The sequence below is a fragment of the Thermogemmatispora tikiterensis genome, assembly GCF_003268475.1.
Taxonomy (GTDB): Bacteria; Chloroflexota; Ktedonobacteria; order Ktedonobacterales; family Ktedonobacteraceae; genus Thermogemmatispora; species Thermogemmatispora tikiterensis.
The window spans coordinates 2,634,245-2,647,434 of the sequence record NZ_MCIF01000002.1 but is presented as its reverse complement, the minus strand read 5'-3'; the positions used below and the strand labels follow the sequence as shown (position 1 = coordinate 2,647,434).

At 58.7% G+C, this 13,190-nt stretch carries 9 protein-coding genes; 5 read left to right on the top strand and 4 right to left on the bottom strand.

Annotated elements, in window-relative coordinates; translation table 11 throughout:
* The first annotated feature begins 157 nt into the window (after nt 1-157).
* Nucleotides 158-799 carry an HD domain-containing protein gene (locus A4R35_RS10740; RefSeq protein ID WP_112429210.1) on the top strand — a complete coding sequence of 214 codons (642 nt, stop codon included), beginning with the start codon at nt 158-160 and terminating at the stop codon, nt 797-799.
* A 132-nt stretch (nt 800-931) separates the two neighbouring features.
* Here the strand turns inward: A4R35_RS10740 and A4R35_RS10735 are convergent, their stop codons facing one another.
* The 3 genes from A4R35_RS10735 to secD form a co-directional block, all read right to left on the bottom strand.
* A complete protein-coding gene (locus A4R35_RS10735) occupies nt 932-1,876 on the bottom strand; it encodes a VOC family protein (RefSeq protein WP_112429208.1) in 945 nt (314 codons plus the stop codon).
* Nucleotides 1,877-2,025: 149 nt separating this feature from the next.
* Nucleotides 2,026-3,534, bottom strand: coding sequence for a protein translocase subunit SecF (gene secF, locus A4R35_RS10730; protein ID WP_112429206.1), 1,509 nt, complete (start codon nt 3,532-3,534; stop codon nt 2,026-2,028).
* 12 nt (nt 3,535-3,546) lie between these two features.
* Nucleotides 3,547-4,923, bottom strand: coding sequence for a protein translocase subunit SecD (gene secD, locus A4R35_RS10725; RefSeq protein ID WP_146747184.1), 1,377 nt, complete (start codon nt 4,921-4,923; stop codon nt 3,547-3,549).
* Nucleotides 4,924-5,590: 667 nt separating this feature from the next.
* On the opposite strand from secD, the gene A4R35_RS10720 reads away from it, so the two are divergent.
* Nucleotides 5,591-6,388, top strand: a complete 798-nt coding sequence (locus tag A4R35_RS10720; protein WP_112429202.1) for an ABC transporter ATP-binding protein — start codon at nt 5,591-5,593, stop codon at nt 6,386-6,388.
* Nucleotides 6,385-9,144: an ABC transporter permease gene (locus A4R35_RS10715; RefSeq protein ID WP_112429200.1), complete on the top strand. Its 2,760-nt coding sequence runs from the start codon at nt 6,385-6,387 to the stop codon at nt 9,142-9,144. The genes A4R35_RS10720 and A4R35_RS10715 overlap by 4 nt, the downstream gene beginning before the upstream one ends.
* A gap of 123 nt (nt 9,145-9,267) precedes the next feature.
* Here the strand turns inward: A4R35_RS10715 and A4R35_RS10710 are convergent, their stop codons facing one another.
* Nucleotides 9,268-10,554, bottom strand: coding sequence for an alkaline phosphatase family protein (locus A4R35_RS10710; RefSeq protein ID WP_112429197.1), 1,287 nt, complete (start codon nt 10,552-10,554; stop codon nt 9,268-9,270).
* Between the two features lie 135 nt (nt 10,555-10,689).
* Here A4R35_RS10710 and A4R35_RS10705 point away from each other — a divergent pair, with 135 nt between their 5' ends.
* Nucleotides 10,690-11,835, top strand: a complete 1,146-nt coding sequence (locus A4R35_RS10705; RefSeq protein WP_112429195.1) for an acyl-CoA dehydrogenase family protein — start codon at nt 10,690-10,692, stop codon at nt 11,833-11,835.
* Nucleotides 11,836-12,214: 379 nt separating this feature from the next.
* A complete protein-coding gene (locus A4R35_RS10700) occupies nt 12,215-13,093 on the top strand; it encodes a GNAT family N-acetyltransferase (RefSeq protein WP_112429193.1) in 879 nt (292 codons plus the stop codon).
* Nucleotides 13,094-13,190 lie beyond the last annotated feature (97 nt).

The window sequence follows — 13,190 nt, the reverse complement described above, 5'->3', positions numbered from 1 at the left end:
TTCGCAGGCCTGCGCAAGCTGGTTCTTCTCTGCACGGCAGTCTTCGTCAATCTGGTGTACAATAAGAACAGGTAAAGGGATAGTAAACGCCAGGTTAAAACTATGCTACAAAGCATGGTCTGTTGAAGAGCGTGGCGTATAAAGGTGGGTATACCGCATGCATTCCATAGAAGATCAATTAGAGTGGTGGCAACTTCCTCAGCCCACACCCGAAGAGTTGCAGCTCAGCGGGGGATTGCAAGTCGAAGACTGGCCCCATGCCCGTCATGTGGCGCGCCTCTCCTTGCAGCTCTTTGCGGCCACAGAATCGTTGCATAGACTTGATACCAAAGCCCAGCGTCTGCTAGAGCGCGCAGCCCTCTTACACAACACAGGCATGCTCGTTGAAGAGCGGCGTCACCACAAGCATTCCTTCCGTCTCATCAAAGAGACCCCGCTCCCTGACTTTTCCGACGAGGAGCGTCACGAGATTGCTTGCATTGCACGCTATCATCGGAGAGCCTTGCCGAGTCTGGCTCACGAGGAATATGCGGTCATGAGCCGCCCAGCGCGTAAGCGCGTCTCCATGCTCGCGGCCCTCTTGCGCATTGCCGATGCCCTCGACTACAACCACGATGCTCGTGTCCTGCGTCTGGCCAGTGTACCCGAAGAGTGCACCCGGGAGCGCTGGACCATTCAACTCTGGACACGCCCCCTGGCTGATCTTGATGAGGAGCTTGACCAGGCTCACGAAAAAGCCGATCTGTTCGAGAAAGTCTTCAAGCGAAAGCTGCGCTTTCAAATCGCAGCGGCGGAGTAGGAGGAGGCTGAAATAGGTAGCTCAGCCGGAGCGCTGGCCGGACCGGCTCCAGGCCTCGCCTGCTCCGCCGCTGCTCACTTCTGCTCCTGCGCTCTGACCTACTTCTAAGTGCTGGCTTTCCCTTCTGATCACTCAGGAAAGTTGGTGTAGCACAATAGCAGCTCCGCACGTAACGTCTGGATGAATCCAGAGGGCTGCTTGAGGCTGCTCCTGGAGCATATAAGTTACTCCGTGCTGGTCCAGATAGCGCCGGGCTGCTTGCAGATCGGCAACCTCCAGCGTCATCCGACAGAGATTCTCGCCCACCTTCTGGAGAAAGTGCCTCAGACTGGCTGGCTCCGGCAAAGGCTGCTCCCAGCCCGGGAGCGGATCAACGAGCGAGTTCTCAGCGCTGGCCAGCGCTAGAGGAGCGGCCAGTTCAAAGCTCTGGAAGCCATTCCCCAGAGGAAAAGCCGCCAGCAGTGCTTCCCAGTGGTCGGCCTCGCCTGTGTAGGGAGGGGAGGCCTCCAGCCCATAGATGTGGCTGAAGCGCCGCCGGCCCTCGTCCAGATCGGCCACAGCGATCGTCACACTGGAGACGCGCACCGCCCCCAATGGGTGGTGAGGTGGCTGCTGCCAGCCAGCAAGGCGAAAACGGCGCTCCTCTCCGCTGCTGTCGTGCTGGATCAGGAAAGGATAGCGCTGGGCCAGGTCGGGACGCTCGATATCGGCGCGTAGCCAGGAGCGAGAGCGGCCATCGCTGGCTCGTAGCTCTCCGCGTGTGGGGCCTAGCACGGGCACCCCGCGTGCTCGCATTCGCTGGCAATCTGCCTCAATCGCATCGGACGCCAGAGCGAAGTTCCAATAGCCTTCTCCCTTGGCGAGGCGTTCCAGCATAGCAGGCTGAGCCTCATCCGGCGCTATCACCGTAATCAGTTCCAGATAGGTGTCGCCGATCACAATAATACGATTAGCCGTCCCGGCGGCGGGGTGGCGCCCGCCGCCAGAGACGGTCAAACCCAGCTGCTCGGTGAAGAGAGCACTCGCCCCCTCCAGATCCTTGACCCCGATGATCACATGGTCAATGCCAGTGAGCATAACCGTTCTCTACCTCTTACTCGTTCAGGAGAGACCTGAAGAGTAGCCAGTTGATGCTTTCTTGCGTATGCTTCTGCCTGGATCGCTGGTCCGCTCAGCCAGGAAAGGTGAACCAGGCAGGTACATGCTTCGCAGGCGATATCGGCAGGTTAGCCGCGGGTCGAAGTCAGCTCGCGCTCGCGAGCGCGACGCCCACTCGGAGCAGTGGCACCTGCACCGCCAAAACGGGCTCGTAGCCAGCTCAGACCAAGCTCGCCTTTCTCCCAAATTACCAGCAGCATACTGGCGTTAAAGATAGACGAGTACGTGCCGCTGAAGATGCCGAGCAGCAGCGTCCCCGTGAAAGGTCGGATCGAGACGCCGCCAAAAAGCGTCAGCGCAGCCAGGGTGAGGAGCACCGTCAGCGAAGTGTTCAGCGAGCGCGCCATTGTTTGTATCAGACTGGCATTCACCACCTCCTCGAACGTTTCAACGGTGCGCCGCTGCATGTTCTCACGGATGCGGTCAAAAACCACAATGGTATCGTGAACCGAGAAGCCGATCACCGTAAGCAAGGCGGTGATAAAGAGCGAGTCAACCTGGAATCCAACCGTCCAGCCTAGAATCGAAGAGACCCCCAGCACCACCAGCACGTCGTGCACCAGCGCGAGCACGGCGCAGACACCATAGCGCCAGGGACGCGGCACCTTGCGGAAGGCGAACCAGATATAGAGCAGGATCAAAATGGAGGCTGCGACAACTGCCAGAATAGCATTGCGCTGTGTATCGGCTGCCACCGACCCCTGAACAGTAGCCGTCTGGAGCAGCTGCACATAGGTATTGCCCTGATTGATAAAGGCGCTTTCGATCGCGGCCTGCAGATTGGCATCCAGAGGGGTCACTGTCAGAATATTGATCGTCTGGGTCGTGGTCCCCTGACGGATGTCCATAACCTTGACTGGGATGGTGGCCGCGTTACTACTAGAGCTGCTCGACGGCGTGGCGGTTGGCGTAGCCGTAGCAGTCGCCGTGGCGGTAGGCGTCACCTGCTTGGCCGCAGCCGTAGCCGTTGCCTGAGCCGCAGCCGTAGCCGTTGCCTTGGTTGGGGCGCTGGCCGTTGGGGTCGGCGTGCGCGCTACCGAAGGCCCCGAGGTCGGCGTAGGAGTGGCTGACGAGACACTGCTAGAGGAGGTGGCCTTCGTCGTATCGGTCGTATCAGGCAGCTTGCTCAGAGCATTGCGGATGTCCTCCACCTTGGGAGTGACCCCTGTGGGGAAGTTGGTCACCGTGACGATCGTGACCTTCTTTCCGCTGTAGACCAGGTCATCGAAGGTAATCCCCAGACTCGTGCTCTTATAGAGCGTCTGCAGGTCCTTCTTGATCGCGTTCTGAACTGTACTGTCGATTGTCGTATTCAAGCGTACCCAGACCGTACCCTTGCCGGCCAGCGTCTGATCGTTGCCGAGCTGGACCTGCACATCCTTGAGTGGGAAGGGTCTAAGCAGGTTACGCACGGTTGTGATGGTTAGCTGCTTTTCTGGTCGCAGGCTGAGAGAAGATCCGCCGGCGAAGTCGATGCCGACATTAAGCCCTTTAAAGATCAGGGATAGGGTACCAGGTACGATCACCAGCAGCGAGAGCGCCAGGAAGAGATAGCGCTTTTCAACGAGCCTGAACACGGCAGCCTCCTCTTACAGCGAGCTACGCCGTCCTGCAGTCGCCGCCGCGATTGAGCCGGCGGGCAGACCGAAGAGGGCGGGATGGTTGATGACTCCTGTCGGCACCAGCACGTTCAAGAAGGTCCGTGTCACCACAATGGCAGTGAACATGCTGATCAGCACGCCCAGGATAAGCGTAGTAGCGAAACCGCTGATGATCGTGGCGCCGAAGGTGTTGCCGAAGAAGAAGAGCACCAGGCATGTGATGATAGTAGAGAAGTTGGAGTCACGGATCGAAGGCCAGGCGCGCTTCCAGCCGGCATCGATCGCTGCTGCCAGTAAGCGACCGGCGCGTAGCTCTTCCTTGACTCGCTCAAAGATCAAGACATTGGCGTCCACCGCCATGCCAATCGAGAGGATGAAGCCGGCAATTCCGGCCAGCGTCAGAGTGACGCCGATAAGCTTGAAGACAGCAAAGGTGAGTCCGGCATAGAGCGCCAGGGCCAGATCGGCCAGCAGGCCGGGCAGGCGGTAGTAGAGAAGCATGAAGAGCACCACCATGCTCAGACCAATGGCCCCGGCGATCAGACTCTTCTGAATCGAGTCGGTGCCCAGTGTAGGACCGACTGTCTGCAGGCTAGCGATCTTGAGTGCGATGGGCAAGGCTCCGTAGCGCAGGACCGTCGCGATCGATTGGGCCTCCTGGAGGGTAAAGCGACCGGTGATGACCCCTGGGCCGTTGATGGCACTCTGAATCACTGCAGACTGAATAACCTTGCGGTCGAGGGTGACGGTCAGGTAGTCGCCGATGTGCTGCTGAGTGAACTGGCCGAATTTGGAGACAGCGTCACCCTTCATGGCAAAGTTGATCTGCAGCTGACCTGACGAGTCCGTGCTCACGCCGATCTGGCTGGGATCGAGATCCTTGCCGGTAAACCAGGGCTTGCCGCCCGGGTTAGTGCTGGTATATTGGCTAGGGTCGAACGTGCTATTCTCGGTGAGCGGAGTCGAGCCAGTATCCCAGAATTCGAGGTTGCCCGCCTGCAGCAGCGTCTGCAGGGCCTGCGTCTGGTTACCGGTGTTGAAGCCCGGCAGCTCCACTGAGATGCTGTACTGGTTACCGTTCTGCTGCACACGGATGCTCGGCTCCGATACGCCCAGACCGCCATTGACGCGCTGCTCAATCAGATTGCGGGCGGCCTGGATGGTCTCATCGGTCACCTGTTCATTGGGGTTAGATGGCACCAATAAGGCGCGTACGCCTCCCTGCAGATCCAGTCCCAGATTGACCTTGAAATCGTGGTTGATCCCCAGAATGTGGATACCCGGCGTATTGGGCCAGTCAATATAGGCCGCACAGGCTGCCAGGATGACGATCAGCAGGAGGAGTAGGGCTGTTCCTCTACGCATAGCGTCTACGTTCTCCTCGCTCTCTGCCTGGCTCCCCTCCCCGTTGCCCGCTTGCACGGACGCTGGCTCTCCTTGCCGTCCTGCCCGCACTGCTGAGATCCCGGGGAAGGAAACTCAGGAAAAGAGATGGTATTGGGTTTGACCAGCGCCTGCCAAAACGCGCCGAAGCCAGCAACATTGCTTATAGGCTGTGTGGACCGGGCCGCTGATGCGCGCAGGCGGTCGCTGTTGTTCGATTCTTGCCAGTTGCTCGCTGTTTCCTCTGTCAAGGCTGTACGATGAGTTCCTGTGCAGTATAGCATAGTTGATGATACTTGCCTATCCCGGACTCTTGGACCGACGCAGCCCGGTGTCCCCTTCTCTCTGGCCGCCCCGTCCCCCTGGCTTGGCGCCAGACTTTGACCAATGTGCACCGAGAAAGCTCCACATTGCCCTAATTAAGGCACTATTGCCCCCTTGACAGATCAGATAACAGTATGTTATAAATTCGAAAGCTATAACAATAAGCTATAGCCAGTCGGAGGATCGGCAGATCGCCGCCGGGCGAGCAACCAGCTATCCTCTTCCCTCTGGGGGGGGTATCATATGCCTTGTGAGGGAAAGGTGAGGAGACAGAGCGAGCAACCACTTGTCAAATGTAACCGGGACAGAAGGAGAGATCACTGTGATGGAAGAAAGAGCGCAAGGCGATCAGGGTACAGGCCAGTCCAAACTCCAGCCTGCGGCGGCAGCGGTCGGTGAGCAGGGATCTTCAGTGCTGGGGAAGACCATCTTGCAGGTTGAGGAGGTAACGCGCAGCCTGCCACTCGGTCACGAGCGTATTGAGATTCTGCGCGGTATCAGTTTCAGCGTGAGGCAAGGGGAGTTCATTGCCATCGTGGGACCTTCGGGTTCGGGCAAGAGCACCTTACTGGGGATCATTGCCGGCCTGGACAACCCGACTAGTGGGCGGGTCATCATTGATGGTATCGATGTCACGCAGATGAGTGAGGGCAGGCTGGCCGCCGTGCGCAACCAGAAAATCGGCATGGTCTTTCAAGCCTTCAACCTGATCCCCACCCTCACGGCTCAAGAGAACGTTGAAATCCCCCTCTACGTCGGCAAGCACAAGGGGTCGCCAGCCGCACGGGCGCGGGAACTCTTGGAGCTGGTTGGCCTCTCGCACCGGCTCAATCATCGCCCGACGCAGCTTTCTGGGGGCGAGCAGCAGCGTGTTGCCATTGCCCGCGCGCTTGCGACCGATCCTCCCCTGGTGATCGCTGATGAGCCTACTGGGAATCTGGATGCTGCTAACGGCGAGAAGCTGCTACAGCTGATCGCTTACTTGCGCCAGACCACTGGCAAAACCTTTATTATTGCCACGCATGATGCGACGGTGGCCAGCCACGCCGATCGGGCCATTCGCATTATTGACGGTCGTATTGCCGCTATCGAGGTGCTCAGGGAGGAGGCAATCCGCTCATGAAAGCCTCACTCTACTTCAAGTATGCCTGGCGTTCGCTTCTCAGGGGTGGTCAGCGCAGTGTGCTGGCGATTCTGTGTATTGCGGTAGGTGTGCTGGCCATCGTCTCGCTTGAACTGGTCGGCCAGATGATCAATCTGGCCTTTACCAGCAACGTGCGTGAGGCCAATGGGGGCGATGTTGCGGTCGCTGCCTATGTTCATCCCTTCAACAACACTGATCTGGCCTTCTTTGAGCGCCTCAAAGAGCAGGGAGAAATCAGCGCCTATACCCCGGTGATTACGGCACGCGCCTCGACGCGACTGTCGGCAAGTATTGGTGAGGCCTTCTCTCTCATCGTGATTGACCCTCAGACCTTCCCTGTGGTTCCCTCACCTACCTTCCTCCAGCCCACCGACGGCAGCTTTGCTCGCCTGGTCCAGGGGCAGCAGGTGGTGGTAACCAAGAATTTTCTGGATCAATATCATTACAAGGTTGGGGATAGTCTCACCATCTATGTCAGCCCTGACAGCTCTACTGGTACTGGAAGCATCTTCCATGTCACCATTGCCGGCGTCATCGCCGATGAGGGCCTGGCCGCCACAGCGGGCAGTACTATGTACCTATCGGCGGCTACCTATCAGACAGCTGCCCCTGACCAGCCTTTGCTTTATGACAGCATTTATATATCGACTAATAACGATCAAGCTCGTGCTGATCAAGTAGCCAAGGCTGTTCAGAACCAGTTCTATTACGCCTCGACGCAGACGGCGACGGACGCTTTAAAGGCCGATGAGCAGCAGGTTGACTATATCCGCAAGTTCCTGGAGATCGCTGGTTTACTGGCGCTGCTTATTGGAGGAGTGGGTATTGTTCACACCATGCAGGTGCTGCTCTTGAGACGGCGCACTGAGATCGCCATGCTTAAGACCACTGGCTATCGACGGCGCGATCTTTACCTGCTCTTTGGTCTGGAGGCCGGCCTGCTTGGACTCGTTGGGGGAGTGATTGGCTCTGCCATCGGCCTGGGGGTCAGTCTGCTGGCGCGCGGCCTGATCATGCACCTCTTTATGCTCAATCTGCCAGTCAGCTTTGACCCGCTCATCCTCGTAGGTGGAGTGCTCATCGGTCTGGGGACCGCCCTCATCTTTGGTCTGATGCCGATCGTTCAGGCGGCCAATATTCGCCCACTGAGCGTTATCCGCGATCTCCCGGAGGGCTTTCGCCCTGGCAGTTATGCTCTCACGGCTGGTCTCCTCTTGTTGCTCTCGCTGCTCTTTTGTGGCATGGCTATTGTAGTGCTCAACAACAACGTTGGGCTGGGAATCGGCGTCGTCTATGGGACCTTCATCTTCCTCGGCCTGCTCAGCCTCTTCTTTGTCCTGGCTGTTATTGTCATTAGTCTGCTGCCGGTACCGGAGCGGCTCAATATTGGCTTTCTCGCTTTGATTGTGGTGGCCCTGGTGATTGCCGGCCTGATCACCCTGGTGCTGCCCGTCTTTGGCTCGCTGCTCTTGCTGGCAGCCGTGGCTGGGCTAGTGGTAGTCTTCTTACCCGCCACCTGGAAGGCCAATATCAAGATGGCCTTGCGTAATATCGGACGGCAGCGGGCGCGTACCACTACCACGATGCTGGCCCTCTTCGTTGGCATCTTCACGGTTGGTCTAATCCTGATTCTGGGGCAGGACCTGCGCGATGCCATTAATTCTTCGCTGGCGCGGATCGTCTCGTTTAATGTCATTGTGACCGCTAACGATCGCCAGGCTCAGCAGTTAGAGGCGCAATGGAGCAGCGTGCCCGGCGTTCAGAATCGACAGCATCTGATCATAACCTCCTGCTTGCCATTGACGATCGACGGGGTGCCGCTGCAGACGCTGTTGCGCCAAAATGCAACTGCGTCTTCGAATCCGAACAACTTTGAAAATCAGGCTGCTCTCTTCTACCTGGGAAGCCTGCAAGGTTACGATCTGGCACATGGCCAGGTGCCGTCTCAAGAAGTCACCGTTGTCCAGGGGCGCAACCTCAGTGCAGCGGATGCCGCTAGCGATAACGTGCTCTTGCCCCAGGCTGCTCTCCAGCTTGCTCCTCTGAAAAACCACCTCCATCTCGGCAGCAAACTCACCCTGGTCAGCCAGGATGGTAAGCTGGTTCGTACAGTGACGGTGGTGGGCATTTACCGCTCACAAGGGTTTGCCTCCTCTGGGGCGATGCTGGCGTCCCTGGATCTGGTGCGTGCGCTCAGCCCTGGCGGCCAGGCCACCAACATCTACTACCTGAAGATCGATCCGGCCCAGTTGGGCAAGGCCCTCGATCGCATGCAAGCCATTGCCGGTGCCATCTCAGTAACCAATCTGGCGAACCTTGGCGATTATGTGAACCAGTTCCTGAGCTATATCATCCTGACGCTGAGCGCCATCGCCTCGCTCTCGCTCTTCGCGGGTATCGTCATTATTGCCAATGCTGTGGGCCTGGCCATGCTAGAGCGAAGGCGTGAGCTGGGTATTCTCAAAGCGGTAGGCTATACCAGCCGTTCGATCCTGGGTGAGGTCCTGCTTGAAAACGGCACCGTCGCTGGTGTAGGGGCTTTCCTCGCTATGCTGCTGGTGAGTCTGGCACTCAGTCTGCTGGGTCACTTCGTCTTTAATTTCAATCTGGGCACCAGCGAGATCATCGTCCTGGCGCTGATCGTCGGGGCTGCGGTTCTCTCGATGGCGGTAGCGGCCCTTGTCGCCTGGGGAGCGGTGCGTGTGCGTCCACTAGAGGTGCTGCGTTACGAGTGAGGGCGGCCCAAATCTCTGCTCACAAGAGCAGGGCAGGCCCGCTGTGGGGGGAGCCGCAAGGACAGGCTCCCCTCGCTCTGGCGCTCTAGCGAGGGCCTGGACCCTTCCTACGCTGGTCGGCTTTCAAAGCGGCAGCAGCAACAAGGGGATCTGCATCTCCGCCGGGGTCAGGCCGCCGTGATGGCCTCGGAAACGCATCTCGAAGCGTCCTTTTTCAAACCACCAGACGCTTTCCCCCTCATAAGGTAAGATGACAACATTGCCCACACGCTTCAGAAAGACCTCGCTGGGGGCCTGGCGGCCAAAGAAATGGGCGGTGATCAGCTCCTGCGTTCGATAGATCTCCGCTTTGCCAGCCAGGGCCTGTCTTAGTAGGGCCAGAGCCTCGTCCAGGGCTTCGTCTCTCACGTAGAGAAACATGTCGCGTGCCGAGCCTGCGGCTACCAGCGGACGGCCCTGGCGTGTGGTGCGGAGGAGGGGAACCAGTGCCGGTAGCTGCACATTCAGATAAAAGGTGGTTTCCGGGCGAACGGGAACCATGCCGTGGTCGGCGGTGAACATCAGAAGCGTCTCGGAGAGCTTAGCGTGTAGTGGTCGGTAAAAATGCGTTTCCAGAAGGCTCCAGAACTGTGTGACCGCCTCCTCAAACTCCGGGGAATCGGGACCAAAACGGTGACCGGCGGTGTCGATCCCATCGAAGTAGAGCAGATAGTAGGCTGGCGTTGTCTCATCGGCATCCTCTGAGAGGAGCTGCTCGCGCAGCTCATCAAGAGCCTGGGCGAGGGTGTCGAAGGCGTAGACGCGCGCCCCTCGAAAGACCGCAGTAGAGAAGGTCGATGGGGTATAGGAACGGTGCTGGAAAATCGTACTTCGCACACCGTGGCTCCCCAGCTTTTCGTAAAGCGTCTGTTGTGGATAAAAGGCTGAGGGCGGTAGGCCGCACTGCATCAGTGTATCGCGCGTGAATTCGCCTGCATATGAGAAGAGCAGGGGAGCAATCACTTCATCGACCAGTGGCTCATAATAGGTCCATTCATAGATCCCACTCTGGCCCACTTCCAGGCCGGTGTGAATCGTTGTGGTGTGGGCTGCCGTGGTCGAAGGAAACTGTGAGGTGAGAAGCGAGACCGTGCCCTCGTCAAGGGCCAGTCGAAGCAACGGATGGCGCTCGGCATAGCGTTGCAAGAAGCGCCAGCCAAAGCCGTCGATAAAGAAGAGAATCAGCCGTTGATAGCGCTGGGGCAGTGCTCCCAAAACATCGATGGGCAGGGTGCTCTCGCCCGCGCCAGTCAGCAAGGTCAGGATGGTACCTGGAATGTTGGCAAAGCAATAGGTGTCGTAGAGTGGCCTGACGAATGCTTGCGAGAAGCGGGCCTTCTCAACGGCCTGCACAGAAGCTGTATTCAGCATACTTGGTTCGCTTTCCAGAGGGAGGGTCGATGCTGGCCTGGTTCATCATATAATAGAGTATACGCGACTTGCCGCACAAAAGATAGAGCACACAAGCGCAGTCCGTTTCCGCTGAGAGAAAGGATAAAGCCGACGATGGACTTCGAACTCCCTGAAGAGCACCGACTGGCCTACGAAAGCGCTCTGCAGTTTGCCCTCCGTGAGATTAAGCCGCTGACGCCGGAACTTGAGCGCAGCGATGATTTCCCGCGCTGGCTCTGGCAAAAGCTGACAGCCCAGGGTTATACCGGCATTGGTATCCCTGAGAGCTACGGTGGTAGTGGCGGCGACTTCTTGATGGCTGCCCTGGTAGCGCGGGCCATTGGGCGGGCCAATGGGGGCATCGCCATGTCATTTGGAGCGCATCTGAATCTCTGTGCCCATAATATTTTGCGCAATGGAACGGAAGAGCAGAAGCAGCGCTATCTCCCCAAGCTTGCGTCAGCCGAGATGATCGGCGGGCTGGCCCTGACCGAGCCTGATGCCGGCTCCGATGCTATGGGTATTCGTACGATGGCGCGCGCTGTTGATGGGGGGTTCGTGCTCAACGGTACGAAGGTCTTTATCACCAATGGCCCGATTGCCGATTTGCTCATTGTCTACGCCAAAACCAAGCCAGAGGCCGGTAGTCGTGGCATTACCGCCTTCCTCTTCGAGACAAAGACGCCGGGCTATCATGTGGCGCGCAAGATTGAAAAGGTCGGTATGCATGGCTCGCCCACGGGGGAGTTAGTCTTTGAGGAAGCCTTTGTGCCGGCGGAGAACGTTCTGGGCCGGGTCAACGAGGGCTATCGGGTGGTCATGAGCGGGCTTGATCTGGAGCGGGCCTTCTTCGCGGTCAGCATTGTGGGTGGGATCGAAGCTGCGCTGGAGCTTTCGCTCAAGTATGCTCGTGAGCGTCAGCAATTCGGGCAGCCCATCGCCAACTTTCAGCTCATTCAAGCCAAGTTGGCCGACATGTATACCGATCTGGAAGCAGCCAGGCTGATGGCCCATCGAGCCTTGTGGCTGGCGCAGCAGGGGCAGCGCGTCAGTAAAGAGGCGGCGGCGGCCCTGCTCTTTACGGCTCGTGCTCAGTGGCGGGCGGCAAACGAGGCGCTGCAGATTCATGGTGGCTGGGGGTACACCACCGATTTCGAGGTCGAGCGCATGTGGCGCGATGCCCGCCTGGCGGAGATTGGAGCGGGGACAACCGAGATTCGCCAGCTGATTATTGCGCGCGAGTTGCTTGGCCTGCGCTAGACCCCTGTGGCTGCGGTCTGCCAGCCTCTCTGACTGACTACTTGCGGCCATTGAGAGGCAGCAGGTAGCTCTGATCTTCAACAGGCTCGCCCGCCCGGCGGACGCCAGCGTCGTAGCGTCTCCTGGTTGACAGGGGAGCTGAGGCTATGGCAATGTATAGAGCGACAAGCAGAGAACCCTTGTGGTAGAGAGAGCAGAGCACTGCGCTGGCCCTGTAAAGCCTCTCTCTCCTGCGCCCGGTTGGGCTATGTCGATTAGAGATAGAGAGGCTGAGGACGAGCGTCTGTAGCCCCCCTGCGGAGAGGTACTGAGCCGACGTGAGCCGCGCCGCAGGGGGGGTGCTCGAAGTAGGCGGCTGACTAGATTGGACCAGCGAGATATGCAGAAACACGGTCTGGTGCGTAAACGCACGCTGGCGGCTGAGGAGCTGCAGGAGATTGCCGCACTGGCGGCCCTCTGTCAGGAACGTGAGGGGATTGCGGTGCGCCTGCTCTGGGAAATGTTGCGGTCGCGCTCGGGGCAGGTGACCAATGACTTTCTCTACTATGAGGATGGCCAGTTGCTCGGTTATCTGGCACTCTATAGCTTCAACCCGCGCGAGGCCGAGCTAACGGGTATGGTTCATCCTGACAGGCGTCGCCAGGGTATCTTTTCGCTGCTCTTCCGCCTGGCCAACCAAGAGCTGAGGTCTCGTGGTGTGCCGCGGATTCTGCTCTTTTTTGATCGCAACTCGCTGGGGGCCCAGGGCTTTGCGCAAGCGGTAAAGGCGCGCTATCACAACTCGGAGTATCGAATGGTGCGCGAGTTGGAGAGTGCACCCCTCCAGGTGGAGCGACAGGATGGAGTGCGTATTCGCCCGGCCAGAGCGGATGAGGCCCCTCTGCTGACGCATATTACGGCGCGGGCTTTTGAGATGACGGAGGATAGAGCGCTCTTAGCGGAGACGACACGGGATATTACCAGTCCGCGGCGCGTGACGCTGGTGACGGAGGTGGCTGGCGAGGTTGTGGGGCTGATCCGTTATATCGATGATGAGGACGAGGCCTTCATCTATGGCTTCTGTATGTTGCCCGAACACCAGGGCAAAGGCTATGGACGCCAGACCCTGGCCTGGACGGTTGAGCATGTTCTCCGCCGGCGTCCGCGCCGGATTGCGCTAGAGGTGGATACCAGCAACGAGGGGGCGCTGGCGCTTTACCGTTCCTGTGGCTTCGAGATCACCACCACTTTTGATTATTACGAGGTGCCGGTTGGCTGATCGGACTGGTTCAGTAACAGCCATAAGTCGTGAAAGAGCAGGTCCTGAAAGGGCCTGACTTGCCCTTGGAGTCTCTGGTCTGGCACCCAGTTCGGGC

Bases quoted from the DNA above. Each gene is read 5' to 3' on its own strand.
- A4R35_RS10740 (WP_112429210.1), top strand. From the start codon at position 158: ATGCATTCCATAGAAGATCAATTAGAGTGGTGGCAACTTCCTCAGCCC.
- A4R35_RS10735 (WP_112429208.1), bottom strand. From the start codon at position 1,876: ATGCTCACTGGCATTGACCATGTGATCATCGGGGTCAAGGATCTGGAG.
- secD (WP_146747184.1), bottom strand. From the start codon at position 4,923: ATGCGTAGAGGAACAGCCCTACTCCTCCTGCTGATCGTCATCCTGGCA.
- A4R35_RS10720 (WP_112429202.1), top strand. From the start codon at position 5,591: ATGGAAGAAAGAGCGCAAGGCGATCAGGGTACAGGCCAGTCCAAACTC.
- A4R35_RS10715 (WP_112429200.1), top strand. From the start codon at position 6,385: ATGAAAGCCTCACTCTACTTCAAGTATGCCTGGCGTTCGCTTCTCAGG.
- A4R35_RS10710 (WP_112429197.1), bottom strand. From the start codon at position 10,554: ATGCTGAATACAGCTTCTGTGCAGGCCGTTGAGAAGGCCCGCTTCTCG.
- A4R35_RS10705 (WP_112429195.1), top strand. From the start codon at position 10,690: ATGGACTTCGAACTCCCTGAAGAGCACCGACTGGCCTACGAAAGCGCT.
- A4R35_RS10700 (WP_112429193.1), top strand. From the start codon at position 12,215: ATGCAGAAACACGGTCTGGTGCGTAAACGCACGCTGGCGGCTGAGGAG.